The 24,408-nt window shown below is 74.2% G+C and carries 24 protein-coding genes and 2 pseudogenes; 17 read left to right on the top strand and 9 right to left on the bottom strand.

Annotation, left to right across the window (positions count from 1 at the left end):
• The 3 genes from FFT21_RS24720 to FFT21_RS28980 all read left to right on the top strand — a co-directional run.
• Positions 1 to 412, top strand: a 412-nt coding sequence (locus tag FFT21_RS24720) for an IS5 family transposase (protein WP_137816328.1), incomplete at its 5' end; no start/stop codon positions are given.
• A gap of 15 nt (positions 413 to 427) precedes the next feature.
• Positions 428 to 1,375 (top strand): recombinase zinc beta ribbon domain-containing protein, encoded by a 948-nt coding sequence (locus tag FFT21_RS24715; protein ID WP_137816327.1) that lies wholly within the window; start codon positions 428 to 430, stop codon positions 1,373 to 1,375.
• A 96-nt stretch (positions 1,376 to 1,471) separates the two neighbouring features.
• Positions 1,472 to 1,900: a radical SAM protein gene (locus tag FFT21_RS28980; protein WP_153816583.1), complete on the top strand. Its 429-nt coding sequence runs from the start codon at positions 1,472 to 1,474 to the stop codon at positions 1,898 to 1,900.
• 134 nt (positions 1,901 to 2,034) lie between these two features.
• Here the strand turns inward: FFT21_RS28980 and FFT21_RS24705 are convergent, their stop codons facing one another.
• The 3 genes from FFT21_RS24705 to FFT21_RS24695 are packed head-to-tail and all read right to left on the bottom strand — an operon-like array spanning position 2,035 to position 4,771.
• Positions 2,035 to 2,934, bottom strand: a complete 900-nt coding sequence (locus tag FFT21_RS24705; protein ID WP_137816326.1) for a glycosyltransferase family 2 protein — start codon at positions 2,932 to 2,934, stop codon at positions 2,035 to 2,037.
• Complete coding sequence (locus FFT21_RS24700; RefSeq protein ID WP_137816325.1) at positions 2,931 to 3,830, bottom strand: glycosyltransferase family 2 protein; 900 nt, start codon at positions 3,828 to 3,830, stop codon at positions 2,931 to 2,933. Before FFT21_RS24700 ends, FFT21_RS24705 begins: the two co-directional genes overlap by 4 nt.
• Positions 3,827 to 4,771 carry a polysaccharide pyruvyl transferase family protein gene (locus tag FFT21_RS24695; protein WP_137816324.1) on the bottom strand — a complete coding sequence of 315 codons (945 nt, stop codon included), beginning with the start codon at positions 4,769 to 4,771 and terminating at the stop codon, positions 3,827 to 3,829. Before FFT21_RS24695 ends, FFT21_RS24700 begins: the two co-directional genes overlap by 4 nt.
• 70 nt (positions 4,772 to 4,841) lie before the next feature.
• On the opposite strand from FFT21_RS24695, the gene FFT21_RS24690 reads away from it, so the two are divergent.
• From FFT21_RS24690 to FFT21_RS24655, 9 genes and pseudogenes are all read left to right on the top strand, one after another.
• Positions 4,842 to 5,834 carry a UDP-glucuronic acid decarboxylase family protein gene (locus tag FFT21_RS24690; RefSeq protein ID WP_137816323.1) on the top strand — a complete coding sequence of 331 codons (993 nt, stop codon included), beginning with the start codon at positions 4,842 to 4,844 and terminating at the stop codon, positions 5,832 to 5,834.
• Between the two features lie 225 nt (positions 5,835 to 6,059).
• Positions 6,060 to 7,685 carry a carbamoyltransferase family protein gene (locus tag FFT21_RS24685; RefSeq protein WP_137816322.1) on the top strand — a complete coding sequence of 542 codons (1,626 nt, stop codon included), beginning with the start codon at positions 6,060 to 6,062 and terminating at the stop codon, positions 7,683 to 7,685.
• A 77-nt stretch (positions 7,686 to 7,762) separates the two neighbouring features.
• The gene (locus FFT21_RS24680; RefSeq protein WP_137816321.1) at positions 7,763 to 9,346 is read left to right on the top strand and encodes an HAD-IIIA family hydrolase; all 1,584 of its coding nucleotides are present in this window, start codon (positions 7,763 to 7,765) and stop codon (positions 9,344 to 9,346) included.
• Positions 9,343 to 10,341: pseudogene (locus FFT21_RS30040) on the top strand (glycosyltransferase family 9 protein); the annotation flags it as partial. The gene FFT21_RS24680 and the pseudogene FFT21_RS30040, both read left to right, overlap by 4 nt.
• A 93-nt stretch (positions 10,342 to 10,434) precedes the next feature.
• On the top strand, positions 10,435 to 10,998 hold the full coding sequence (locus tag FFT21_RS30035; protein ID WP_225978726.1) for a D-sedoheptulose-7-phosphate isomerase: 564 nt from the start codon (positions 10,435 to 10,437) through the stop codon (positions 10,996 to 10,998).
• Positions 10,995 to 12,398: a D-glycero-beta-D-manno-heptose 1-phosphate adenylyltransferase gene (rfaE2, locus tag FFT21_RS24670; protein ID WP_137816319.1), complete on the top strand. Its 1,404-nt coding sequence runs from the start codon at positions 10,995 to 10,997 to the stop codon at positions 12,396 to 12,398. The genes FFT21_RS30035 and rfaE2 overlap by 4 nt, the downstream gene beginning before the upstream one ends.
• A 22-nt stretch (positions 12,399 to 12,420) precedes the next feature.
• The gene (locus FFT21_RS24665; protein ID WP_137816318.1) at positions 12,421 to 13,107 is read left to right on the top strand and encodes an SDR family oxidoreductase; all 687 of its coding nucleotides are present in this window, start codon (positions 12,421 to 12,423) and stop codon (positions 13,105 to 13,107) included.
• Complete coding sequence (locus tag FFT21_RS24660; RefSeq protein ID WP_137816317.1) at positions 13,098 to 14,051, top strand: glycosyltransferase family 9 protein; 954 nt, start codon at positions 13,098 to 13,100, stop codon at positions 14,049 to 14,051. The genes FFT21_RS24665 and FFT21_RS24660 overlap by 10 nt, the downstream gene beginning before the upstream one ends.
• Entirely contained in the window at positions 14,044 to 15,402 is a 1,359-nt protein-coding gene (locus tag FFT21_RS24655) for a UDP-glucose dehydrogenase family protein (protein WP_137816316.1), read from the top strand. Before FFT21_RS24660 ends, FFT21_RS24655 begins: the two co-directional genes overlap by 8 nt.
• Positions 15,403 to 15,504: 102 nt before the next feature.
• Here FFT21_RS24655 and FFT21_RS24650 read toward each other — a convergent pair whose 3' ends face one another.
• Positions 15,505 to 15,966: an SRPBCC family protein gene (locus tag FFT21_RS24650; RefSeq protein ID WP_137816315.1), complete on the bottom strand. Its 462-nt coding sequence runs from the start codon at positions 15,964 to 15,966 to the stop codon at positions 15,505 to 15,507.
• A gap of 247 nt (positions 15,967 to 16,213) precedes the next feature.
• Here FFT21_RS24650 and FFT21_RS24645 point away from each other — a divergent pair, with 247 nt between their 5' ends.
• Both FFT21_RS24645 and FFT21_RS24640 read left to right on the top strand, forming a co-directional pair.
• Positions 16,214 to 17,278 (top strand): glycosyltransferase, encoded by a 1,065-nt coding sequence (locus tag FFT21_RS24645; protein WP_225978722.1) that lies wholly within the window; start codon positions 16,214 to 16,216, stop codon positions 17,276 to 17,278.
• A complete protein-coding gene (locus FFT21_RS24640) occupies positions 17,275 to 18,513 on the top strand; it encodes a glycosyltransferase (protein ID WP_137816314.1) in 1,239 nt (412 codons plus the stop codon). Before FFT21_RS24645 ends, FFT21_RS24640 begins: the two co-directional genes overlap by 4 nt.
• Before the next feature lie 7 nt (positions 18,514 to 18,520).
• On the opposite strand, the gene FFT21_RS24635 is transcribed toward FFT21_RS24640, so the two are convergent.
• Both FFT21_RS24635 and FFT21_RS24630 read right to left on the bottom strand, forming a co-directional pair.
• A complete protein-coding gene (locus tag FFT21_RS24635) occupies positions 18,521 to 18,862 on the bottom strand; it encodes a cytochrome P450 (protein WP_225978725.1) in 342 nt (113 codons plus the stop codon).
• 158 nt (positions 18,863 to 19,020) lie between these two features.
• Positions 19,021 to 19,419: an acyl-CoA thioesterase gene (locus FFT21_RS24630; protein WP_192909731.1), complete on the bottom strand. Its 399-nt coding sequence runs from the start codon at positions 19,417 to 19,419 to the stop codon at positions 19,021 to 19,023.
• Positions 19,420 to 19,558: 139 nt separating this feature from the next.
• Between FFT21_RS24630 and FFT21_RS24625 the strand changes: the two genes are divergently transcribed.
• Entirely contained in the window at positions 19,559 to 20,704 is a 1,146-nt protein-coding gene (locus tag FFT21_RS24625; protein ID WP_137816311.1) for a MerR family transcriptional regulator, read from the top strand.
• Positions 20,705 to 20,707: 3 nt separating this feature from the next.
• Here the strand turns inward: FFT21_RS24625 and arfA are convergent, their stop codons facing one another.
• Positions 20,708 to 22,225 (bottom strand): arabinosylfuranosidase ArfA, encoded by a 1,518-nt coding sequence (arfA, locus tag FFT21_RS24620; protein WP_137816310.1) that lies wholly within the window; start codon positions 22,223 to 22,225, stop codon positions 20,708 to 20,710.
• A 133-nt stretch (positions 22,226 to 22,358) separates the two neighbouring features.
• A complete protein-coding gene (gene ispD, locus FFT21_RS24615; RefSeq protein ID WP_225978721.1) occupies positions 22,359 to 23,126 on the bottom strand; it encodes a 2-C-methyl-D-erythritol 4-phosphate cytidylyltransferase in 768 nt (255 codons plus the stop codon).
• 142 nt (positions 23,127 to 23,268) lie between these two features.
• Here ispD and FFT21_RS30585 point away from each other — a divergent pair.
• Positions 23,269 to 23,364: pseudogene (locus tag FFT21_RS30585) on the top strand (sugar-binding transcriptional regulator); the annotation flags it as partial.
• A gap of 89 nt (positions 23,365 to 23,453) precedes the next feature.
• Positions 23,454 to 23,864, top strand: coding sequence for a sugar-binding domain-containing protein (locus FFT21_RS24610; protein WP_225978720.1), 411 nt, complete (start codon positions 23,454 to 23,456; stop codon positions 23,862 to 23,864).
• A gap of 158 nt (positions 23,865 to 24,022) precedes the next feature.
• Here FFT21_RS24610 and FFT21_RS28975 read toward each other — a convergent pair whose 3' ends face one another.
• The gene (locus FFT21_RS28975) at positions 24,023 to 24,178 is read right to left on the bottom strand and encodes a hypothetical protein (RefSeq protein WP_153816582.1); all 156 of its coding nucleotides are present in this window, start codon (positions 24,176 to 24,178) and stop codon (positions 24,023 to 24,025) included.
• Between the last annotated feature and the right edge of the window lie 230 nt (positions 24,179 to 24,408).

Below are 24,408 nucleotides of genomic sequence, written 5' to 3'. Positions count from 1 at the left end.
GAAGATTCACACCCTCTCCGACCGCGCGGGCCTGCCGCTCACCGTGGCGGTCTCGGCGGCCAACACCCACGACAGCGAAGCACTCAAACCCCTGGTCAACGCCATCCCCGCCATCCGCTCCCGCCGCGGTCCACGGCGCCGCAAGCCGGCCAAGCTCCACGGCGACAAGGCCTACGACATCCCCGCCCCGCGCTCCTGGCCGCGCCAACGCGGGATCATCCCGCGCCTGGCCCGCAAAGGCATCGAATCCTCGACCAAGCTCGGCAGACACCGGTGGGTGATCGAGAGGACCATCGCCTGGCTGACCGGGTACCGCCGCCTCACCGTCCGCTACGAACGCAAAGCCACCCACTTCCTCGCCTTCCTCACCCTCGGCGCAGCCATCACCTGCTACAAGAAACTCGCCAAATGAGACACGCTCCAAGTCCTGCGAGTCCTGTCGAACCGTGTCTATGTCGGCGAACTGACGTTCCGGGAGATCACCGTGAACGACTGCCACACCCCCCTCGTGGACACCGAGACCTTCGAAGAAGCCCAACGGCTACTCGCCGAGCGCGGCGAGGACCACGCCCACCGCCGCGCAAACGGCTCCGACTACCAGCTCACCGGGCTCATGCGCTGCCCCACCTGCGGCAAGGCCATGATCGGCACCCGCGCGACCGACAAGAACAAGGTCTACCGCTACGACACCTGCTTCACCCGCTCCCGCTACGACACCACCAAATGCGACGGCCACCGGCTCAACGCCGACGCCGTCGAGGCGGCCGTGCTGGATGCGCTCTCCCGGTTCTACCGCGACCACCACACGCTCATCGCCGACGCCGTAGCCGAAGCGCAGCGGCAACACCACGCCGGGCAGCACACCCAGCAAGCCGAGTTGGCCAGCGTCGAAGCCAAGATCGCCGAGACCAACGGCAAGATCGACCGCTACCTCACCGCGTTCGAGAAAGGCACGCTGGACGATGAGCTGGTCGGCCAACGCCTCGCCGAGCTACGCGCCACCAGCAAGCAACTCGCCGCCCGCCGCGACGAACTGGCCACCGCACTCGACACCGAACCAGCCGTGCCCGACACCGCCACCCTCGCCGAAGTCGCCGAGCACATCACCCACATCATCGACTCCGGCACCGACCAGACCCGCAAAGCGTTGATCGAGACGCTGATCGCCGGAATCAAGATCACCAGCCCCAGCACCCTCGTCCCCGTCTTCCGCATCCCCCAACCCCACACCGACGACGACACAGCCGAGGCAGCAGGTGACACAAAAAAGGCCCTGACCAGCGGAAACCCGCCAGCCGGGGCCTCGAAGGAAGGTGTTCGTGCAATGACTAATTTGGTGGGCGTCCTGGGAACTGAACCTCGGGTGCAACTATGACTGCCCGTTCCGTTCTGCTACCTCGGCGAGAAGCGGTTCGCGGGTCTCGGGTGGACGCAGCGTCAAGAGTTGCTCCACCTCATGCGGGAGGCCGGCGTGCTCTGGCTCCAGATGACCGGCGGCGAACCGCTGATCGACAACGGGTTCCGGAACAGCTACGCCCTGGCGTGGGACCTCGGCATGATGATTCAGATCAGCTCCAACGGCTCCCGGTTGTCCGACCCCCGGGTACTGGAGCTGCTGACCACGCGCCGGTCCTACCGGATCACCCTGCCCGTCTACGGGGCTACCGAGGAGTCCTACGACACGACGACCAAGCGACGCGGGGCGTTCGTGCGGTTCCTCAAGGGCTTGCAGGCCGGCACCGAGGCGGGCTTGCCGCTCGAACTGAACCAGGCACAGCCACTCCGACGTCGAGCCCGTGGCCGTCTGGAGGAGCTGGTACCGCGCGCCGTGTGCCTCCCCCCACGCCATCGCGGCATGCCACAACGCCCGGCCGTAGCCGCACCCTGGACGAGGGCCTGACCTCGTTCGGATACGTCCGCAAGGAAGTCACGATGGCCGGTCACGCGGGCCTGCCGACCGAGCCCGGTGAACCGGACAAGCGGTGGCCGCAGCGGCAGTCCGTCCGCCACGGCTGATGATCAGCCAACCCGCATTCACCCGACGTACCGGCGCGCCGTCGATCGGCGTTGCGCGTCCTCCAGGAGCACCAGCCCGGCCTCCACGCGCGGCGGCACCACCCGCCGGTGGCGCAGCACCCAGGGCAACCCGGCCAGCGCCTCGGCCACCGCGGCGGCGGTGGCCGCGTCCCGGGGCGCGGAGTCCAGCACCGCGCGGGTACGCCGCCACGCGCTGCGCCACGGGCGGCGCAGCCACAGGGTCCACAGCGTGTTACGGATGCCGAGCTGCCGGCGGCGGCGGGAGTCACGGCTGCTCGAGGGGGCATGGTGGATCACCACGTCCTCCGCCCAGCACATCCACCAGCCGCGCGCGGCCAGGTCCAGGGCGAGCAACTCCTCCTCGCCGCCCAGCCACAGCCGCGGGCAGAACCCGCCGACCTCGCGGAACGCGCTGACCCGGAAGGTGGACAGCGCGGCCAGCACGCCGAGCAGCGCCGGACCGGGCAACCAGTCCGGGCCGGGCACCGGTGACTCGCGCAGCTCCGGGATGATCGGGTCCTCGGCGAGGTCCGGTTCGACCAGGCAGCGTCCGGTGACCGCGCCCAGCCCGGGGTGGGCGTCGAGCAGGTCGGCCGCGCGGGTCAGCGCGCCCGGCTGCCAGCGCGTGTCGTCGTCGCAGAATGCCACGTACGGTGTGCCGATCAGGTCCACGGCGACGTTGCGGGCCACGGCGCCCAGGTTCTGCTCGGCGCGGATCAGCTCGACGTCCGGATGTTGCCGCGCCACGGCGTCGGCGGTGCCGTCGGTGGAGGCGTTGTCCACCACGACCACGGGCATCCCGTCCGGCAGCGCGGTCATGTGCCGCAACGTGCGCAGCAGCTCGTCGCGCCGGTTGTGGGTGATCACCACGACGGTGGTCCGGGGCCGCATGCTCATTCCCCTCCGCGGGCCGCGGCCAGCACGCCGGCCCGCCGCCGCACCTCTGCGGGCAGCGGGCGGCGCCGTGCCAGGGCGTGCGGCAGCCGGCGGAACGCGCCGGTGGCCGCCCGGCGCGCGGCCGGGTCGCGCCACCCGTCGCGCACCGCGTCCCGGACCAGCCGCACCGCCGCGGCCACGCCGTCCGCCACCGGCCGCCGCATCCAGGTGATCAGCGCGTTGTTCCGCAGTTCCAGGGCCCGGCGGGTGGCCGGGTCGATCCGGCGCCGGGACGGGTGGTGGTGCGCAACCAGCGCGTCCACATAGCACAGCGCCCAGCCACGCGCGGCCAGGTCGTAGGCGAGCAGCGTCTCCTCGGCGCCGAAGTGCAGCAGCGGGCTGAACCCGCCGGCCTCCAGGAAGGCCTGCCGGCGCAGCACCGCCGAGCAGGCGAGGAAACCGAGCACCGCCGGGCCCGGCTCACCGTCGACCCGGCCGAGCGGGCTGTCCGCCATCAGCGCGCACACCGGGTCCTCCCGCTGCTCCGGGCCGACGAGGGTGCGCGCGGCGAGCAGGCCGACCCGGGGGTGCGCGTCGAGCAGCCGTTCGGCCAGCGGCAGCGCGCCCGGCGCCCACCACGAGTCGTCGTCGCTGAACGCCACGTACGGCGTTTCCGCGTGCCGCACGCCGACGTTGCGGGCGGCCACCCCCTCGTTGCGCGACAGCCGGATCAGCCGCACGTTCGGCCAGCGGCGCGTGACGTTCCGCATACGGACGGGTGTGTCGTCGGACGAGGCGTTGTCCACCACCACGACGGGCGGCCGCGGCCGCAGTGTGAGCAACTCGTCGACGGTGCGGCACAGCTCGCCGGCCCGGTCGCGGGTGGCGATCACCACCGTGGTCCGCGCCCGCGTCATGCCGGCTGCCTCGCGGCGACCAGGTCCCGCACCAGTTCGGCGACCAGCGTGTCGTCGGGGTAGGCGACGATCCGCTCGTCCTCGGTGTGCGAGGCGGCCGGCGCGCTCGGCGACCGGGTGGCGATGCGCTCCGCCCACGCCCGGCCGTGCCGGGACAGGCACCAGCGCCACCGGCGGTCCAACTGCCCGGGACGTTCCACCTCGTCGGCGGCGACCAGCGCCGGCCATCCCAGCGCCCGCGCCTGGGCGGTCACCTTGCCGCCGCCGGCGATCGGGTCCACCGCCAGGGCGGGCCGGCCGGCGCGCAACGCCAGCACCAGTCCGTGCAGCCGGGTGGTGACCACGGCGTCCAGCCGGGACACCACGGAGGTGAACTGGTCGGCGGTGGCGCACGACCACCACTGCGTGGCGTCCAGCCGGGTGTCCAGCGGCAGCCGCGCGCAGTCCAGGGTGGCCAGCCACCGCGTGACCGCGGCGTGCACCCGCTCGTGCCGGCCGCGCTCGCCGTACTCCCCCTGGCCGGGGGCGAGCACCACACCGACCACCGGCACCGCGTCGGTCCGGGTGCCCAGTGACAGGTCCGGGCGGGCCACCCTGGCGTCGTCACGGGGCAGCACCCGGTGGAAACCGGCGACCGCGGGATCGGCCGGGTCGAGCACGCTCACCCCGACCGCGATCCGGTGGCACGCGGCGAACCGCTCGTGCAGCTCGCGCACCTGCCAGCCGTGCGCCGGCCCGCAGACGAACACCAGGTGCGTGTACCGCGCCGGGTCGGCGTCCTCCAGCCGCAGCCCGCCGGGCACGAAACCCGGACTCCACGCTGCGTCGCTGGGAATCCCCTGCGCGGCAAGCGCCTCCCGCACCCGGCGCACGCCGAGCACGTCACCCGCGGTCGCCTCGCCGTGCAGGAAACTCGCCCAACTCGTGACCAGTACCCGCATGTCAGCCGCGTACCCGCCGCGACCACTCACCTAACCGTTTGCGCATCGGCCGGCTGGGTAGTCATCGGCCGTGCGGGAACGCCTCCGAGGACGGTTCAGCCGGGCCCTGGTCACCGGCGGTGCCGGCTTTCTCGGCTCGCACACCTGCGAGCGGTTGCTGGCCGAGGGCGTCGAGGTGGTCGCGCTGGACAACTTCGCCACCGGCCACCACGACAACGTCGCGCACCTGCGGGACCACCCGGGTTTCCGGCTGGTCGAGCACGACGTCACCGAGCCGTGGCCGGCGCTGGACGCGTGCGACGCGGTGCTGCACCTGGCTTCCGCCGCGTCGCCCCGGCACTACCAGCGGCTGGCCATCGAGACGCTGCGCGCCGGCGCGTTCGGCACCATGCACGCGCTGGAGTTCGCCGACCGGCACCGGGCCAGGTTCCTGCTCGCGTCGACCAGCGAGGTGTACGGCGACCCGCGGCGGCATCCGCAGCGGGAGGGCTACTGGGGCAACGTCAACCCGATCGGCCCGCGCAGCGTGTACGACGAGGCCAAACGCTACGCCGAGGCGGTGACCGCGGCGTACCGCAGGGAGCGCGGCACGGACACCGCGATCGCCCGGATCTTCAACACCTACGGGCCGCGGATGCGCGGCGACGACGGGCGGATGGTGCCCACGTTCATCCGGCAGGCGCTGGCCGGCGAGCCGCTCACCGTCACCGGCACCGGGGCGCAGACCCGGTCGATCTGCTACGTCGACGACACGGTGCGCGGCCTGCTCGCGCTGGCCGCGAGCGACCACCCGGGACCGGTGAACATCGGTAACCCGCACGAGCTTGCGGTGCGGGACATCGCGGCGGAGATCCGCGCGCTGGCCGGTAGCAGCTCCCCCATCCGCCGGGTGGCGGCCGCGGTGGACGACCCGAAGCGCCGCTGCCCGGACATCACGCTGGCCCGCGCCGCGCTCGGCTGGCGACCCGAGGTGGGCTTCTCCGAGGGGCTGCGGCGCACCCTCGCCTGGTTCGCCGAGACCGGGCTGCCGGCCCGCCCCGGCTCCCGCGCGTCGCTTCGTTGAGTAGCGACGTCCTGGGGTTTTCCCCGTCTGCCGTTTAGCTACCGACACGCCGGGTAGCGCTATGGAGCGAACACCGCGCGAAACCCACGCGAGGACCGCGAGGCGGAGCGCGGAGCGAGAGCGCGGACGCGGAGCACGCGGTCGGGCACCCCAGACGCGGCTCCACGACTCTCGGCGACCGGCGAGGGAGCGACCGGAGAAGAGCCAGAGGTCCGGAGGTGGCAGGTGCGCGTACTCGGTGTCAACGCCGTCTTCCACGATCCCGCCGCCGCGCTGGTGGTGGACGGCGAGATCGTGGCCGCCGCTGAGGAGGAACGGTTCAACCGGCGCAAGCACGGCAAGCGGCCGGTGCCCTTCTCCGCCTGGGAACTCCCCGAGCAGGCGATGGCCTGGTGCCTGCGCACCGCCGGCATCGCGCCGGAGGAACTCGACGCGGTCGGCTACTCCTACGACCCGTCCCTGGTGGACCACGACCTGCCCGGCATCGACCCGGGGTGGGAGGAACTGCGCACCACCTATGTGCGGCGCGCCCCGTCGTTTCTGAAGACGGCGCTGCCCGGCCTGGAACCGGGCATCGTACGGTTCGTCCGGCACCACGTGGCGCACGCCGCCTCCGCCGCGCTGGCGGCCCCGTTCGGGGACACCGCCGTGCTGATCGCCGACGGCCGCGGGGAGAGCACCTCGTACCTGGCCGGCGAGTACCGGGACGGCAAGCTGGAGGAGCTGGCCAGCCAGCGGCTGCCGCACTCGCTTGGACTCACCTATGAGGAGCTGACCGCGCACCTCGGATTCGCCCGCTCCAGCGACGAGTACAAGGTGATGGCGCTCGCCTCCTACGGCACGCCACGCTTCCTGCCGGAGTTCGAGGACCTCCTCTACACCACGGGTGACGGCGGATTCCGCACCGAGAAGATCGACTGGTCGCGGTTCGCCCCGGCCCGCGCCGCCGACGGCGGCATGCTGCCGGAGCACGCCGACCTCGCGGCGAGCGTGCAGCGCCGGCTGGAGGACGTGCTGCTGGAACTGGCCGGCTGGCTGCACGAGCGCACCGGGCAGCGCAACCTCGCCCTGGCCGGCGGCATCGCGCTGAACTGCGTGGCCAACACCCGGCTGCACGCCGAGGGACCGTTCGACCGCGTCTGGGTACAGCCCGCCTCCGGCGACGCCGGCACCGCGCTCGGCTGCGCCCTGCAACTGGCCGCCGACGCCGGCGAGCCGGCCGCCCCGATGGCCGGCGCCGACCTGGGTCGTGAGTGGACGGACGACGAGTTGGAAGCCTGGCTGCGGCGGGCCAAGCTGCGCTACGAGCGGCCCCGTGACGTGGCCACCACGGTCGCCGACGCGCTGGCCGGCGACGCGATCGTGGCCTGGTTCCAGGGCCGCGCCGAGTTCGGCCCCCGCGCGCTCGGCCACCGCTCGCTGCTGGCCCATCCCGGCAAGCCGGAGAACCTGGACCGGCTGAACGCGGTGAAGGGCCGGGAGACCTTCCGCCCGATCGCGCCGATGGTGCGGCTGGACCGGGCCGCCGAACTGTTCGGCCGCGGCCCGATTCCCAGCCCGTACATGCTTTTCGTGCACGACGTGGCGGAGGCGTGGCGGGACCGCATTCCCGCGGTGACCCATGTGGACGGTACCGCGCGGATCCAGACCGTCGACCCGGACGCCGAGCCGCTGCTGGCCAGCATGCTGGACGCGTTCGAGGCACGCACCGGGCTGCCGACCGTGGTGAACACCAGCCTGAACACGGCGGGCCGGCCGATGGTGGACGACCCAAGGGACGCCCTGGAGTGCTTCGGATCGTCCCCTGTGGACATCCTGGCCATCGGACCGTTCGTGGTGCGCCGGCCATGACGCCCCGCCGACGTGCTCTTCCCAGCGGAGGCGGCAGACAGAACCGCCGACGTGCTCTTCCCAGCGGAGGCGGCCTCGTGACCGGGTACACCATCGTGATCCCCACGACGGGGCGGGACAACCTCGCCGCGCTGCTGCGCGCCCTGGACCGTGCCGGGGGACCGCGCCCGGCGGAGATCGTCGTGGTGGACGACCGGCCTTCCGGCGAGCCACTGTCCGTTCCGGACACTCACGCGCCGCTGCGCGTGATGCGTTCCGGCGGTGGTGGCCCGGCCGCCGCGCGCAACGCGGGCTGGCGGCTGGCCGGCACCGAGTGGGTGGCGTTCCTGGACGACGACGTGCTCACCCCGCCGGACTGGCCGCGCAGGCTGGTGGCGGACCTGCGCGACCTGCCCCAGGACGTGGCCGCCTGCCAGGCGCGCATCGAGGTGCCGCTGCCCGCGGACCGGCGGCCCACCGACGACGAGCGCGGCACCGCGGCGCTGGCCGGCGCCCGGTGGATCACCGCGGACATGGCCTACCGCAGGGCCGCGCTGGCCGCGGTCGGCGGCTTCGACGAGCGCTTCCCCCGCGCCTACCGGGAGGACGCGGACCTGGCGCTGCGGGTCTGCCGGGCCGGGTACCGGATCGTCACCGGCGAGCGGGTCACCACGCACCCGGCCCGCGCCGGCGGCCCGCTGGCCAGCGTCCGCGCCCAGCGCGGCAACGCGGACAACGCGCTGATGCGCCGCAAGCACGGCCGGCACTGGCGGCGGCGGATCGGCGAGGGCCGCGGCCGGCTGGGCCCGCACGCGGCCACCACCGCGGCGGCGCTGGGCGCGCTGGCGCTCGGCGCGGCCGGCCGGAAACGCGCCGCGCTGGCCGCCGCGGCGACCTGGACGGCGCTCACCGTGGAGTTCGCGCTGCGCCGCATCCTGCCCGGCCCGCGCACTTGCGACGAGGTCGCGACGATGGCGTTGACCAGCGTGCTCATCCCGCCAGTGGCCTGCGCGCACCGGCTGCGCGGTGAACTCCGGGTGCGCTCGGCGGTGCCGCCCGCCCCCTCCGCGGGAGGAAACACGTCGGCGGTGCCATCCGCCGCCTCCGCGGGAGGAAACACGTCGGCGGTGCCATCCGCCGCCTCCGCGGGAGGAAACACGTCGGCGGTGCTGTTCGACCGGGACGGCACGCTCATCGAGGACGTGCCCTACCTGACCGAGCCCGACCTGGTGCGGCCGGTGCCGGGCGCCGACAAGGTACTGGACGCGTTGCGGAACACCGGCGTGCCGATCGGCGTGGTCAGCAACCAGTCCGGCGTGGCGCGCGGCCTGATCACCGAGGAGCAGCTCGCCGCGGTGAACGCCCGGGTCGCGGAACTGCTCGGCCCGTTCGGCACCTGGCAGGTGTGCGTGCACGACCCGGACGACGGCTGCGACTGCCGGAAGCCGCGGCCCGGCCTGGTGCGGCGGGCCGCCGAGGCGCTGGGTGTGGACGTGCGGCGCTGCGTGGTGATCGGCGACATCGGCGCCGACGTGGCCGCGGCCGAGGCGGCGGGGGCGCGGGGCGTGCTGGTGCCCACCGACCGGACCCGCCCCGAGGAGGTGGAGTGCGCCCGGCGCGCCGGAAACCTCGCCGCGGACCTGGACGATGCCGTGCGGCTGGCGCTGGGGGGCCGGCCATGACCGGCCGGGTTCTGGTGGCCCGCCTGGACAACGCCGGAGACGTGCTGCTCGCCGGCCCGTGTGTGCGCGCGGTCGCGGCGCACGCCGACTCGGTCACCCTGCTGGCCGGCCCGCGCGGCCGGGCCGCCGCCGACCTGCTGCCCGGCGTCGACGCGGTGATCGAGTGGTGCGCGCCGTGGATCGACCCGGAACCCCCGGAACTCAGCCGGCGTCACGTCGACGACCTGGTGGCGCGCGTCCGTGCGGTGCGGCCGGACACGGCGCTGATCCTCACCTCGTTCCACCAGTCGCCGCTGCCGCTGGCCATGGCGCTGCGCATGGCCGGAGTGCCGTGGATCGGCGCGATCAGCGAGAACTACCCGGGGTCGCTTTTGGACCTGCGGCACGGGGTCACCGGTGACCCGCCGGAGGCGGAGCGGGCGCTGTCGCTGGCCCGCGCCGCCGGTTTCGACCTGCCGCCCGGTGACGGCGGCCGGCTCGAGGTGCGCCGCCCGCTGCCGGACGTCTCCGCGCTCACCGGCGCACCCGGCTACGTGGTGGTGCACCCGGGGGCGTCGGTCCCGGCCCGGCAACCAGCCACCGACCGGTGTGCCGCGTTCGTCGCGGCGCTCGCCGCGGCCGGCCACCGGGTGCTGGTCACCGGCGCCCCGGCGGAGTGCGCCCTGACCGCCCGGGTGGCCGGGGACGCGGGTGTGGACCTCGGCGGCCGCACCGACCTGGCCGAACTGGCCGCCGTCCTGGACGGGGCGGCCGCGGTGGTCGCGCCGAACACCGGACCGGCGCACCTGGCCGCGGCCGTCGGCACGCCGGTGGTGTCGCTGTTCGCTCCGGTCGTGCCGGCCGAGCGGTGGGCGCCGTACGGCGTGCCCACCGTGCTGCTCGGCGACCAGCACGCGCCGTGCCGCGGCAGCAGGGCGCGCACCTGCCCGGTGGCCGGCCACCCGTGCCTCGACTCGATCGAACCCGAACAGGTCGTCGCGGCGGTCGCGAGCGTCACGGCGTCCACCGCGGCCACCGGCGCCGCCACGCGGCCGGCCGAGGAACCAGCGGGCCGCGCCGCGGCGCCGCCGGAGGAGGGGAGCTCTGCCGTGATCGAAGAACACTTCGCCGCCCTCGGCGCCGCGGCGGAACGGATGCGTTTCGCCGCGCCCAAGGTCCAGTCATGGGGGCGGCACCTCGCCGCCGTGCTCGGCGCCGGTGGCCGGTTGCTGGCCTGCGGCAACGGTGGCAGCGCCGCCGAGGCCCAGCACCTCACCGGTGAGCTGGTCGGCAAGTTCCGCACCGACCGCCGGCCGCTGTCCGCGATCGCACTGCACGCCGACACGTCGTCCGGCACCGCGATCATCAACGACTACGGCGAGGCGGAGTTCTTCGCCCGCCAGGTCCGCGCGCACGGCCGCCCGGGTGACGTGCTGGTGGCGCTGTCCACCAGCGGCGGCAGCCAGAACGTGGTGGCCGCGGCGAAGAGCGCGCACGAGATCGGGGTGACCACCTGGGCGCTGACCGGGCCGGCGCCCAACCCGCTGGCCGCGCTGTGCCACGACGCGATCGCGGTGGACGCGCCGACCACGGCCACCGTCCAGGAGGTCCACCTGGCGCTGGTGCACGCGCTGTGCCTGGCGCTCGACGACGCGCTGGGTGTACCGGTATGAGCGGCGGTCCGCTGGTGGTGGTCGGCGACGCGCTGCTGGACGCCGACATCGAGGGCACCGCGGACCGGCTGTGCCCGGAGGCGCCGGTACCGGTGGTGGACGTGGCCCGGGAGTGGCACCGGCCCGGCGGCGCCGGGCTGGCCGCGCTGCTGGCCGCCCGCTCCGCGGCCGAGGTGGTCCTGGTCACCGCGGTCGGCGACGACCCGGCCGGCCGGCGGCTCGCCCAGTTGCTGGCCGGCGAGGCCGAGCTGGTGCGGCTGCCGGCGCGCGGTGCCACGGTGTGCAAGACGCGGGTCCGCGCCGCCGACCAGTCCCTGGTCCGGTTCGACTCCGGGGACGCGAGGGCCGGGGGCGAGCCGCTCGGCCCGCGGGCGGCCGAGGTGCTGCGCGGTGCCGGCGCGATCCTGGTCGCCGACTACGGCCGCGGCCTCACCGGGCACCCGGACCTCCGGCGGCTGCTCGCCGAGGTGGCACCGCGGATTCCGGTGGTGTGGGACCCGCACCCGCGGGGCGCCGCGCCGGTTCCCGGGCTGCGGCTGGCCACCCCGAACCAGTCCGAGGCGGCCGGCTTCGCCGGACATGACACGGCCGCGGAGCAGGCCGCCATGACGCTGCGCGAGCGCTGGGGCTGCACCGGCGTCGCGGTCACCGTCGGCTCGCGGGGTGCGCTGCTGGCCGTGGCCGGCGAGGAGCCGGCGCGGCGGGTGCCGGTGCCGTCGGCGTCCCGGGTGACGGGCTCGGCGCGGCCGGACACCTGCGGCGCGGGCGACCGGTTCGCCACCGCGGCCACGGCCGCTCTGCTCGACGGGGCGTCGGTGGCCGAGGCGGTGACCGGGGCGGTGGACGCGGCGGCCCGGTTCGTCGCCGCGGGCGGGGCCACCGCGCTGTCCGTGCCGGCCGAGGCGGACACCGCGCTGAGCCAGCCGCGGCAGCAGGCCGGGGCACCGCGGGACGCGTTCGAACTGGCCGCGCGGGTGCGCCGCGCCGGGGGCAGGCTGGTCGCCACCGGCGGCTGCTTCGACCTGCTGCACGCCGGCCACGTCAGCCTGCTGCGCCGGGCGCGGGCGCTGGGCGACGCCCTCGTGGTGTGCCTCAACTCGGACGCGTCGGTGCGCCGGCTGAAGGGCGCGGGCCGGCCGATCGTGCCGGCCGAGGACCGGGCGCGGCTGCTCACCGAACTGGAGTCGGTGGACGCCGTGGTGACCTTCGAGGAGTCCTCGCCCGAGGCGCTGCTGGACCGGCTGCGCCCGGACGTGTGGGTCAAGGGCGGCGACTACGCCGACACCGACCTGCCCGAGGCGGCGACCGTGCGCCGGCACGGCGGCGACGTGGTACTGATCCCCACGGTCGCCGGTTACTCGACCACCCGCATCGTCGCCGCCGCACAGGCCGGCGCTTGAGATCTCGCAGGAAAGGAGCGCGATGAAACCGTTGGGTAACGTGCTGATCACCGGTGGGGCTTCCGGGCTCGGCGCGGCGACCGTGGCCGCGGTCCGCGCGCACGGCGGCACCCCACTGGTGATCGACCGGGTCACGCCGTCCGCCGGCGTGGAGCACGTGGTCGCCGACCTGGCCGACTCGGCCGCCGCGGAGAACGCCGTCACCGAACTGGCCGAGCGGGCCGGCGGGCTGGACGGCGTGTTCACCGCGGCCGGCATCGACAACCCGGGCACCCTCGACTCGGTGTCCACAAAGGACTGGGAGCGGGTGGTGCAGGTGAACCTGCTGGGCACCGCCGCGGTGGTCCGCGCCGCACTGCCCTACCTGGAGCGCTCCCACGGCACGATCGTGACCTGCGGGTCGACCCTGGGCGTCAAGGCGGTCAGCGACGCGACCGCCTACTGCGCCTCGAAGTTCGGCGTGGTCGGGTTCACCCGGGCGCTGGCCGCGGAGCTGTCCGGGCGGGTCGGCGTCACCCTGCTCACCCCGGGCGGCATGCACACGTCGTTCTTCGACGGCCGCGACGAGAAGTACCGGCCGCCGAAGGACGCCAAGCTGAACCGCCCCGAGGACGTGGCCGAGACGGTCATCTTCGCGCTGCGCCAGCCGGCCGGCTGTGAGGTGCGTGAGATGGTGGTCTGCCATTCGGAAGAGGGATCGTGGCCGTAAACCGGGGCATCCTCGTGCTGCGCGCGCTGGGGCTGGGTGACCTGCTCACCGCGGTGCCCGCGCTGCGCGCGCTGCGCCGGGCCTTCCCGGGTGAGCGGATCGTGCTGGCCGCGCCGAGCGGGCTCGCCGAGATCGTGGCGATGGTCGGCGCGGTGGACGAGGGGCTGCCGACGCCGGGGCTCGGCGCGCTGCGCTGGCCGTGGCCGAACCCGCCGCGGCTGGCGGTGAACCTGCACGGGCGCGGTCCGCGCAGCATCCGCGACGTGCTGGCCCAGCACCCCGCCGAGGTGGCCAGCCACGCCCACCCGGACTTCCCGGACCTGCCCGGCCCGCCGTGGCAGGACGGGCTGCACGAGGTCGACCGGTGGTGCCGGCTGCTGGAGTTCTTCGGCGTCCCCGCCGACCGCGCCGACCTGCGGCTGCCGCCACCGAGCACGCCGAGCCCGGCGCCGGGCGCGGTGGTGGTCCACCCGGGCGCGGCGTTCCCGGCCCGGTGCTGGCCGGCGGACCGCTACGCCCTGGTGGCCCGACGGCTGGCCGGCGATGGGCACCGGGTGGTGGTCACCGGCAGCGCCGCGGAACGTGACCTGGCCGCCGAGGTGGCCGCCGGTGCGGGTCTGGGCGACGACGCGGTGCTCGCCGGGCGCACCGGGCTCGCCGGTCTGGCCGCGCTGGTGGCCGGCGCCCGCCTGGTGATCTGCGGGGACACCGGGGTCGGTCACCTGGCCACCGCGTTCGGCACGCCGTCCGTGCTGCTGTTCGGGCCGACCCCGCCCCGGCTGTGGGGGCCGCCGAGGGACGCGCCGCAGCACGTCGTGCTGTGGGTCGGCGACGTCGGCGACCCACACGGCGACCGGCCGTTCCCCGGCCTGCTGCTGCTGCACGCCGACCGGGTGCTGGCCGCGGCGCGACGACTGGTGCGAGGGAGCGTGGCCCATGCGTGATCCGGTCATCGGCGTGGTCGGCGCCGGGTACGTGGGGCTGACCACCACCGCATGCCTGGCCCACCTGGGAAACCGGGTGATCTGCGTCGATGTCGACGGGTCCAAGGTGGACGGTCTGCGGCATGGTGAGGTGCCGATCGCCGAACCCGGCCTGGCCGAACTGGTCGCCGAGGGGCTGGCCGCGCGGCGGCTCGAGTTCACCACCGACGCGAGCACCCTCGGCGACGCCGAGGTGGTGCTGCTGTGCCTGCCCACCCCGATGGGCGAGGCCGGGGTCGCGGACCTGTCCGTGCTGGAGTCCGCGCTCGGCGAGTTGGCCGGGGTGCTGGCCCCCGGCTGCGTCGTGGTGATGAAGTCGACGGTGCCGGTCGGCACCACCGCACGCGCCGGTGAGCTGCTGGGCCGCTCGGACGTCCCGGTGGTGAGCAACCCCGAGTTCCTCCGCGAGGGCCACGCGGTGCACGACTTCCTGCACCCGGACCGGATCGTGGTCGGCACCGAGGACACCGGTGCCGCCGCCCGCGTCGTCGGCCTGTACGCCGCGCTGGACGCTCCCGTGCTGCGCACCGACCCGGCCAGCGCGGAGCTGGCCAAGTACGCCAGCAACGCCTTCCTCGCGCTCAAGCTGTCCTACGTGAACGCGCTGGCCGAACTGTGCGAGCGGGTCGGCGCGGACGTCCGCGCCGTCGGCAGGGTGCTGGGGCTGGACAACCGGATCGGGCCGGCGTTTCTCGCTCCCGGACCGGGCTGGGGCGGCTCCTGCCTGCCCAAGGACACCAGCGCCCTGCTGCGCACCGCGGAGGCGGCCGGCGTCGACTTCGGGCTGCTGCGGGAGACGGTGGCGGTGAACGTGGCGCAGCGCGAGCGGGTGGTGCGCAAGGTGCGCCGCGCGGTCACCGGGTCGCCGCGCGGCTCGCTGGCCGGCGTCCGGCTCGGCCTGCTCGGCCTGACGTTCAAGGCGGGCACCGACGACCTGCGGCACTCCCCCGCGCTGGCGGTCGCCGCCGAGCTGTCCCGCGCGGGTGCCGTGCTCACCGCGTACGACCCGAGGGCCGGCGGTGCCGGCCACCCCGACCTGGACGGCATCGCGCTGGTCGACGATCCGTACCTGGTGGCCAAGGATGCCGCCGGCATTGTGCTGCTCACCGAGTGGCCGGAGTTCCGCGACCTGGACTGGGCCACGCTCGCGGCGCTGGCCGACCACGCCGCCGTGGTGGACACCCGCAACCTGCTGGACCCCGACACGCTGTGCGGCACCGGGTGGGTCCACACCGGCATCGGCACCCCCGGCGACCAGGACGAACCGGACGGCACCGGCGGGGCGGACGGTCCCCGCGCCGACCGCCGGTGAACCCGCGACGTTTCGCGCGTGCCGTGTGGGCAAGCCCACACGTGATGTTTCCTCCGCGCCGCGGAGCCCCCATGCGTGATCGGCGGCTGGTCGCCCGTTGCGTCAGTCGCCCGGCCGAGGCACGTCGCCCCGCCAGGCACCGGTCTCCCGGCCGCGCCGCTCGATGAACTCCTTGAACCGCTTCATGTCGCCCTTGACGCGACGGTCCAGGATGCCGACCTTGTCGGCGACCTGCTCGACGAAACCCTGCGGGTCGATCTCCATCTGCGCGGTGACCCGGGTGGTGCCCTCGCCGAGCCGGTGGAAGGTGACCACACCGGCGTGCTTCGGACCCCGCTCGGTGGTCCAGGCGACCCGCTCGTCCGGGTGCTGCTCGGTGATCGTCGCGTCGAACTCGCGGGTGGCCCGGCCGACCCGCGTCACCCAGTGCGTGTGCGTGTCGTCGATCTGCCGAACCTGCTGCACACCCGACATGAACTCGGGGAACGACTCGAACTGCGTCCACTGGTTGTACGCGGTGTGCACCGGCACGTCGACGTCAACCCATTCGGTAATCGTGCTCACGAGTTGGCCTCCTCCACGATGCGTCACCGGCGACGCCCGGCCGGCCGTGCCGCCGGGCAGAACGGGCGCCCGTTCCACTATGGAGTTACCCGCCATAGCCGAACGTCACACCGGATGCCGCAGCCCCGGATTCGCCCTGGTATGGCGGGGAACGGCGGGACTGAGGGCCGCGCCGCACTCGACCGCGCTCGGTAATTGACTGGCGGTCCGGGGTTTAACTGGGCGCGGCTCGGAAATCACTCTGGCCATGACGACCGTGCCGACCGCACCGGCCATGACGCGGCGCCTGCGGGTGTTGCTCTGGCACGTGCACGGCAGTTGGACCACGTCGTTCGTGCAGGGCGGGCACACCTACCTGCTGCCCACCCTGCCCGAGGGCGGGCCGTGGGGCCGTGGCCGCTGCGGCCGGCCGTGGCCGCGCGGCGCGCGCGAGGTGACCCCAAAGGACCTGCGCGACACCGACGTCGACGTCGTGCTGCTGCAGCGCCCCGAGGAGCTGGAGCTGACCGAGCGGTGGACGGGTCGGCGGCCGGGCCGGGACCTGCCCGCCGTGTACGTGGAGCACAACACGCCACGCGGCGACGTGCCGAACACGCGGCACCCGCTCGCCGACCGCGCGGACATCCCGCTGGTGCACGTGACTCATTTCAACGAGCTGATGTGGGACTCCGGCCGCGCGCCCACCGCGGTGATCCCGCACGGTGTGGTCGATCCGGGCGAGCGCTACACCGGCGAGCTGGAACGCGCCGCCGTGGTGATCAACGAGCCGATCCGCCGGTGGCGGGTCACCGGCACCGACCTGCTGCCGGCGCTCGCCGAGGCCGCCCCGCTCGACGTCTACGGCATGCGCCTGACCGGGCTGAACGAGCGCACCGGCGTCGGCCCGCGGCGGCTGCGCCCGGTCGGCGACCTGGACTCCGGCACGCTGGCCACCGAGTTGGCGCGGCACCGGGTGTACCTGCACACGGCGCGGTGGACGTCGCTGGGCCTGTCGCTGATCGAGGCGATGCACCTGGGCATGCCGGTGGTCGCCGTGGCCAGCACCGAGGCGCCCCGCGCGGTGCCGCCGGAGGCGGGCGCCGTCTCCGCCGACGTCGGCGAGTTGGCCGGCGCGGTCCGGGAACTGATCGACGATCCGGACACCGCCCGGCGCATGGGCAAGCACGCGCGCGAGTTCGCGCTCGCGCACCACGGGCTGCAGGCGTTCCTGCACCGGTGGGATTCGCTGCTCGCCCGGACGCTGCGCGCCGGCGGGCCGATCGCGGTCGCGCGCGAAGCCGCGGCGAGGGCCGAGACGGAGGTGAACCGATGAGGGTGGCGATGGTGTCCGAGCACGCCAACCCGTTGGCCGCGCTCGGGGAGGTGGACGCGGGCGGGCAGAACCTGCACGTGGCCGAACTCTCCGCGGCACTGGTCCGCCGTGGCCACGAGGTGACCGTGTACACCCGCCGCGACGACCCCGACCCGCCGGAGCAGGTGCGCGCCGAGGCCGGCTACCGGGTGGTGCACGTGCCCGCCGGGCCCGCCCGCCGGCTGCCCAAGGACGAGCTGCTGCCGCACATGGAGGAGTTCGGCCGGCGCCTGGAACGGTCCTGGCGGGCCGGCCGGCCGGACATGGTGCACGCGCACTTCTGGATGTCCGGGTTGGCCGCGCTGCTCGCCGCCAGGCCCTCCGGCGTTCCCGTGATACAGACCTTCCACGCGCTGGGCGTGGTGAAGCGGCGGCACCAGGGCGACGCCGACACCAGCCCGCCCGAGCGGATCAACCTGGAACGCGCCATCGGCCGCAGCATGTCCCGGATCGCGGCCACCTGCTCCGACGAGGTGTTCGAGCTGGCCCGCATGGGCATCCCGCGGGCCAGGATGTCGGTGGTGCCGTGCGGCGTGGACCTGGAGCGGTTCACCCCGGACCGCCCGGCGCGCGGCGACTTCCCGGAACGCCGCGCCCGGTACCGGATCGTCACGGTCGGCCGGCTGGTGCCCCGGAAGGGCTTCTCGACCGCGATCGAGGCGCTGCGCGGCGTGCCGGACACCGAGCTGGTCATCGCCGGCGGGCCGGAACGCGGCCGGCTGGCCGACGACCCGGAAGCCGCCCGGCTGCGCGAGCTGGCCGAGACGTTGGGCGTGTCCAACCGGGTGCGCATGCTGGGCCAGGTCTCCCGCGATGACATGCCGGCCCTGCTGCGCTCCGCCGACCTGGTGCTGTGCACGCCGTGGTACGAGCCGTTCGGCATCGTGCCGCTGGAGGCGATGGCCTGCGGTGTTCCCGTGGTGGCCGGCGCGGTCGGCGGCCTGGTGGACACCGTCGTGGACGGGGTCACCGGGCGGCTCGTGCCGCCGCGCAAACCGGACGAGCTGGCCGCGACGCTGCGCCGGCTGCTCGCCGACCCGGCGACCCGCGAGGCGTACGGCGCGGCCGGCGTCGACCGGGCGCGGTCCCGCTACTCCTGGGACCGCATCGCCCTGGACACGCTGCGGGTCTACGACCGGGCGCTGTCCGACATCGGCCCGCAGAACCTCGACCTGGCCGCCGGCGAGCGGGTCTGAACCACGGTCACCAGGTGACCGGCAGTTCGGCGAGCCCGCCGGTGAGCAGGCGGTCGCGCCACCGCAACTCGGCCGGGTCGACGGCGAGCGCCAGGGTGGGCAACCGCCGGAACAGCCGCTGGAACACCGCGGTCAGCTCGATGCGGGCGAGGGTGGCGCCGATGCAGTACCGGGCGCCGTGGCCGAAGGCCAGGCGCGGATTGCCGCGCGGCCGGCCGATGTCGAAGGCGTCCGGCTCGGGAAACGCCCGGCCGTCCCGGTTGGCCGCGCCCACGGACAGCAGCACGGCGTCTCCGGCGCGAATGGTGACCCCGCCGATCTCGATGTCGCTGCGCGCGTCCCGGGGCAGACCGCCACTGCCATCGAGGCGACCATCGCGTGGCTGGATGCCGGCCAGCCGGACGATCCGGAGCGCGCCGCCGACCGCATCGCGCGCGGTATCGCCGGCATCGTGGACGCCGCGTGCGGCACGGCCTGACGCGCCGAGCCGGTGCCCTCGGCGGCCGTTCAGCCGCCGAGGGCGGTGCGCACGTAGTCCGGGATCGGCGTCTTGCGCTTGGTCGCCGGGTCGATGAACACGTGCCGCACCTCGCCGTCGGCGATCAGCCGGTCGCCGACCCGGAACACCGGGTCGACGATCATGCTGGTGATGCCCAGGCGGCGGATGTTCATCTCGATGTCCAGCAGTTCGTCGAACCGGGCGCCCTGCCGGAAGTTCAGCCGCACCTCAGCGACCACCAGGTCCGCTCCCTTGTCGATCATCTCCTGGTACGGGCAGACCCGCGCGCGCCACAGCTCGGTGACCGCCACGTCGTAGAAGAACAGGTAGTGCCCGTTGAAGACCCAGCCCTGCTGGTCGCACTCGCTGTAGCGGACCCGCAGCCGGTGCACGAAGGGTTCGGCCATGCACCGACCCTGGCACATCGCGCCGCGGGCCGGCACGGCCGCGCGCCGCACCGGCGGGAGCAGCCGCGCTTGACCTTCACCCTGGGGCAGGCTGCAGCGTGGGTGGCGCCGGGCGAGGTGCCCGGTCGAGGAGGGCAGGATGGGACTGCTGACCATCGGGGCGTTCGCGAGGGCGTCCCGGCTGTCGCCGAAGGCCCTGCGGCTGTACGACGAGCTGGGGCTGCTCCGCCCGGTGCGGGTGGACCCGGTGTCCGGGTACCGCTTCTACCACCCGGACCAGCTCGAGGTGGCCCGGCTGGTGGCCTGGCTGCGGCGGCTGGGCATGCCGCTGGCCCGGATCCGGGTGGTGTGCGAGCTGCCGCCGGCGGACGCCGCCCGTGAGGTGGCCGCGTACTGGCGCCAGGTCGAGGTGGACATCGAGTCCCGGCGCAACCTGGCCGCCTTCCTCACCGACCAGCTGTCCAGAAAGGACAGTTCCGGAAAGGACACCGAGATGACCGAGGAACCCACCGGGCTGGCCATCCGCTACGCCGTGCGCACCGATCGTGGGCTCGTCCGGGAGTCCAACCAGGACTTCGCCTACGCGGGGTCGCGGCTGCTCGCGGTCGCGGACGGGTTCGGACCCTACGGCGCCCCGCCGGCCAGCGCGGTGGCCATCGAGGCGCTCAAACCGCTGGAGTCGGGCGTGCCCGCCGGCGACCTGCTCAACGCGTTGCAGGACGCAGTGCACAACGCGGATGTCGCGATCCGCGAGCTGGGCGCGTCCGACCCGGCCCTTGCCGGCGTGGGCACCACGTTGACCGCGATGCTGTGGTCCGGGTCCCAGCTCGCCCTGGTGCACGTCGGTGACTCCCGGGTGTACCTGCTGCGTGACGGCGAGCTGTTCCAGATCACCCACGACCACAGCGTGGTGCAGTCGCTGGTGGACGAGGGTCGGCTGACCCCCGAGGAGGCGATGTCCCACCCGCAGCGGGCGATCCTGCTGCGGGCGCTGCACGCCGGCCGCGGCGCCGAGCCGGACCTGCGGTTGCACGAGGCGCGGCCCGGTGACCGCTACCTGCTGTGCTCCGACGGCCTCCACACGGTGCTGGACACCGCCACCCTGCACGAGGTGCTGGCCGGCGGCGACGACCCGGACACCACGGTCGGCCGGCTCGTCCAGGCGGCCGTCGCCGCCGGTGGCCCGGACAACATCGCCTGCGTGGTCGCGGACGTCGTCCGGCCGGGCACCGACCGGGACGCCGGCGGGGGACACTCGGCGGCCGCCCGGCGGCAACCGGTCTGACGGTCAGGGCCGTGGGGCGAGCCGGAGAACGTTCCAGGACAGGGCGGGCAGTTCGGCGTGCAGGGTCGCGCCGGTGATCCCGGCGCCGGTGACGCGCCGGGGTACCACCCGGTCCGGGTGGTCGGCGGTGTTCACCGCGTCCGGGTCGGGGTCGGCGAGCACGGTGTGCTCGACCACGCGGTAGGCGGCGGGGAAGCCGCGCAGGGCGGCCTCGAGGCGTCGCGGCGCGTTCTGGTCCCGGTTGACCGCCAGCAGGGTCAGCTCGCCGGTGTCCTCGTCGTGGGTGGTCACCGCGTCGACGGCGGTGACGCCGCCGTATTTCGCGGTTTCCAGCCGGGGTCCGCGGACCTCGGTGCGCAGCGCGGTGCCGCGCGCGTGCCGGGCGGCCTGGGCGAACGGGTAGAACGTGGTCTGCCGCCATGCCGCACCGCCCGGCTCGGTGCGGATCGGCGCGATGACGTTCACCAGTTGCGCCTGGCAGGCCACGCCCACCCGGTCGGCGTGCCGCAGCAGGCTGATCAGCAGCGAGCCGACGACCACCGCGTCGGTCACCGAGTAGGTGTCCTCGATCAGCCGCGGCGCGTGCGCCCACTCCAGGTGGCGCTCGCCCGGAAAGCGGGAGTAGTACCAGACGTTCCACTCGTCGAAGGACAGCCGCAGCCGCCTGCGGCTGCGCCGGCGGGCGGCCACGTGGTCGGCGGTGGCCACCACGGCGTCGATGAAGGCGTCCATGTCCGCCGCCGAGGCGAGGAAGCTGGCCCGGTCCCCGCCGACCTCCTCGTAGTAGGCGTGCAGCGAGATGTAGTCGACCTCGTCGAAGGTGTGCCCGAGGACGGTGGCCTCCCAGCAGCCGAACGTGGGCATCCGGGAGTTCGAACTGCCGCACGCGACCAGTTCGATCGACGGATCGACCTGCCGCATCGCCTTCGCCGTCTCCAGCGCGAGCCGGCCGTACTCGTCGGCGGTCTTGTGGCCGATCTGCCACGGCCCGTCCAGCTCGTTGCCCAGGCACCACAGCCGCACCCCGTGCGGTTCCTTGACGCCGTGGGCGATGCGCAGGTCGGACAGTGCGGTGCCGCCCGGGTGGTTGCAGTACTCGACCAGGTCGCGAGCCGCGTCGATGCCGCGGGTGCCGAGGTTCACCGCCATCATCGGCTCCAGGTCCAGCCCGCGCGCCCAGCCCAGGAACTCGTTGACGCCCACGGTGTTCGGTTCGATGCTGCGCCAGGCGAGGTCCAGTCGGCGGGGACGGTCGGCGACCGGTCCGACACCGTCCTCCCAGCGGTACCCGGACACGAAGTTGCCGCCCGGGTAGCGGACCACGGTGGGGCCGAGTTCGCGGACCAGGCCGGCGACGTCGCCGCGGAAGCCGTGCCGGTCCGCGGTGGGATGGTCCGGCTCGTGGATTCCGGTGTAGACGCAGCGGCCCATGTGCTCGACGAAGGTGCCGAACAGCCGCGGGTCGACCGCGCCGATGCGGAAGTCCGGATCGACCACGAGGTGGGCGGTGCCGTCCGTCATGCCGCCTCCCTTTCCGCGAGTTCTCGCGCGGCCACGGTCGCGTCGCCGGGGCGGACCAGAGCGCCCCGGTCACGTCCCGCGGCGCGCGACATGGTCGCGTTGGCTCACGCGGCTTGACACACGCATGACGCGACTACTCTTCGCGGTCGGCGGCCGCGCCGCCGGAGCTGGCCAGGACCTTCTCGGCGACCAGCAGGTCGTGCGGGTAGGTGACCTTGAGGTTCCGCTCGTCCCCGGCGACCACGCGCACCGCGACGTCGGAGAACCGCTCCATGCAGGACGCGGTGTCGGTGCCGACGAACCCCTCCCGGGCCGCCGCCTCGTACGCGGCGAGCAGCGGAGCGGCCCGGAAGCCCTGCGGGGTCTGCACGGCGACCAGGCGCTCCCGCGGGACCTCGGTGACCTGGTCGCCCTCCGGCGTCACGGCGACCAGGTCGTCGCGGGGCACGCCGGGTACGGCGCCGCCGTGCTCGCGGGCGGCGTGCAGCACCGCGGCCACCAGCGCGTCGCCCACCAGCGGGCGGGCCGCGTCGTGGATCAGCACCGTGTCGATCTGCCCGGCGTCGATGCGCCCGGCGAGGTGGCGCAGCGCGCACAGCTCGGACTCCTGGCGGGTGGCGCCGCCGTGCACGACCTCAACCTCGGCGTCGATCTCCCGGTCCAGCACCCACCGGGCGTGCCGGGCGTCCTCGGGCCGGATGACCAGCACGACGAAGCCGATCTCCGGGACGCCGGCCAGAGTGTTGACCGACCAGGAGACCAGGCGGCGCCCGGCGAGCGGCAGGTACACCTTGTTCAGGTCCGCGCCTACCCGGGTGCCGCTGCCGCTGGCCAGGACGATCGCCGCGGCCGAGGGGCCGTTCCGCCGGCCGCCCGCCGCGGCCCGATCAGTGCCCGCCACGGCGCGGATACTAGCCCTGCCGGGGGCGCCGGGGACGGGGTCGACCGGGCCTGACCGGCCCGGCGGGCGTGTCAGGTTTTCCCGGGCCGACCCGAGCGGCATCCTGTCGGCGCCACGAGCACCCGAAAGCCGGAAGTGGGTCATGCCGCCGCCTCGTGACCAGGACATCCTCCTCACGGTAGCCAGGATGTACTACGAGGAGAACCGCTCCCAGCAGGAGATCGCGCAGTCGCTGGGGCTGAGCCGGTCGAACGTGTCCCGGATGCTCACCGCGGCCCGGGAGCGCGGCATCGTGGAGATCCGGATCCACGACCGTCCGGGCGGGACATGGACCTGGAGCGCCGCCTGGAGGAGACGTTCGGCCTGCGCGACTGCCGGGTGGCCGACACCGACGGCGGCGAGCGGTCCCTGGCCAAGGTCGGCGACCTGGGTGCGCGCTGGCTGGTGGAGAACGTGCCGGCCGGCGGGCGGCTCGGCGTGTCCTGGGGTAGGACGCTGCGGGCGCTGGTCAGCCACGTGCCGCACAGGGGCGGCTACGACGTCGAGGTGGTGCCGCTGGTCGGCGGGCTGCCCTCGGTGGACGTCGAGATCACCGGCGAGGAACTGGTCCGCGACCTGGCCCGGCGGCTGGGCGGTCGGTTCCAGCGGCTGCCCGCGCCGGCCACCCTCATGCTGGTCTGCGACGGGTCACTGGCCCGCGCGCTGCTCACCGCGCACACCACCCGCGCCGAGGACTGAACCGCCGCCCGGCGCCGGCGTGTCACGGCATGCAAAACGAACGTACGGACGCCGAATCCGCGGCTGTTCCGGGATCTCCGATGACCGCAAACCGCTTTTGCCGCTGGTCCGAGCCGCTACATGGGGCGGCCGGCGCGCAGGACGGACCGCCTCGGAGTTCAGGCGGCCTTCTTGTCCGAGCGCTTGGCGTACCACCACTGCTGGCAGGACTCGTTGCAGAAATCGGGCGAAGGGCCGTCCGGTGGGAGCACCTTGCCGCACTGCGCGCACAGCGGGGTCGGCTGGTCTCTACGGTCGACAATGTTCTGGGCCATCCCGGGCCCCCTCTCTCCACGCCGCAGTCCACGCTTCGGCGAACACCTGATCCTTGTCGGTGGCGTCCTCGTCAGTGCCCCGGCGCACAGATAAAATTGTCCCTCTTCTACATGTAGCACCAAGCCCTATGACCGCGCAGGCGGCAATCGAGTTACATCGGCGCCCCACACAATTTTGTGTCCACCTCGTTGTGGGTTCGAGCCCTTTGCCGAACGCCGGCCGCGCGCCG

The organism is Gandjariella thermophila, from assembly GCF_005405885.1.
In the GTDB taxonomy this organism is placed as follows: Bacteria; Actinomycetota; Actinomycetes; order Mycobacteriales; family Pseudonocardiaceae; genus Gandjariella; species Gandjariella thermophila.
The sequence above is the reverse complement of the archived record's forward strand: the minus strand, read 5'-3'. Positions and strand labels throughout refer to the sequence as shown.

What these genes read in the sequence shown, in the direction of transcription:
- FFT21_RS24705 (WP_137816326.1), bottom strand. Translation starts at nt 2,934, where the DNA reads ATGAGCATGCGGCCCCGGACCACCGTCGTGGTGATCACCCACAACCGG.
- FFT21_RS24700 (WP_137816325.1), bottom strand. Translation starts at nt 3,830, where the DNA reads ATGACGCGGGCGCGGACCACGGTGGTGATCGCCACCCGCGACCGGGCC.
- FFT21_RS24695 (WP_137816324.1), bottom strand. Translation starts at nt 4,771, where the DNA reads ATGCGGGTACTGGTCACGAGTTGGGCGAGTTTCCTGCACGGCGAGGCG.
- rfaE2 (WP_137816319.1), top strand. Translation starts at nt 10,995, where the DNA reads ATGAGCGGCGGTCCGCTGGTGGTGGTCGGCGACGCGCTGCTGGACGCC.
- FFT21_RS24665 (WP_137816318.1), top strand. Translation starts at nt 12,421, where the DNA reads ATGAAACCGTTGGGTAACGTGCTGATCACCGGTGGGGCTTCCGGGCTC.
- FFT21_RS24655 (WP_137816316.1), top strand. Translation starts at nt 14,044, where the DNA reads ATGCGTGATCCGGTCATCGGCGTGGTCGGCGCCGGGTACGTGGGGCTG.
- FFT21_RS24645 (WP_225978722.1), top strand. Translation starts at nt 16,214, where the DNA reads ATGACGACCGTGCCGACCGCACCGGCCATGACGCGGCGCCTGCGGGTG.
- FFT21_RS24640 (WP_137816314.1), top strand. Translation starts at nt 17,275, where the DNA reads ATGAGGGTGGCGATGGTGTCCGAGCACGCCAACCCGTTGGCCGCGCTC.
- FFT21_RS24630 (WP_192909731.1), bottom strand. Translation starts at nt 19,419, where the DNA reads ATGGCCGAACCCTTCGTGCACCGGCTGCGGGTCCGCTACAGCGAGTGC.
- FFT21_RS24625 (WP_137816311.1), top strand. Translation starts at nt 19,559, where the DNA reads ATGGGACTGCTGACCATCGGGGCGTTCGCGAGGGCGTCCCGGCTGTCG.
- arfA (WP_137816310.1), bottom strand. Translation starts at nt 22,225, where the DNA reads ATGACGGACGGCACCGCCCACCTCGTGGTCGATCCGGACTTCCGCATC.
- FFT21_RS24610 (WP_225978720.1), top strand. Translation starts at nt 23,454, where the DNA reads ATGGACCTGGAGCGCCGCCTGGAGGAGACGTTCGGCCTGCGCGACTGC.
- FFT21_RS28975 (WP_153816582.1), bottom strand. Translation starts at nt 24,178, where the DNA reads ATGGCCCAGAACATTGTCGACCGTAGAGACCAGCCGACCCCGCTGTGC.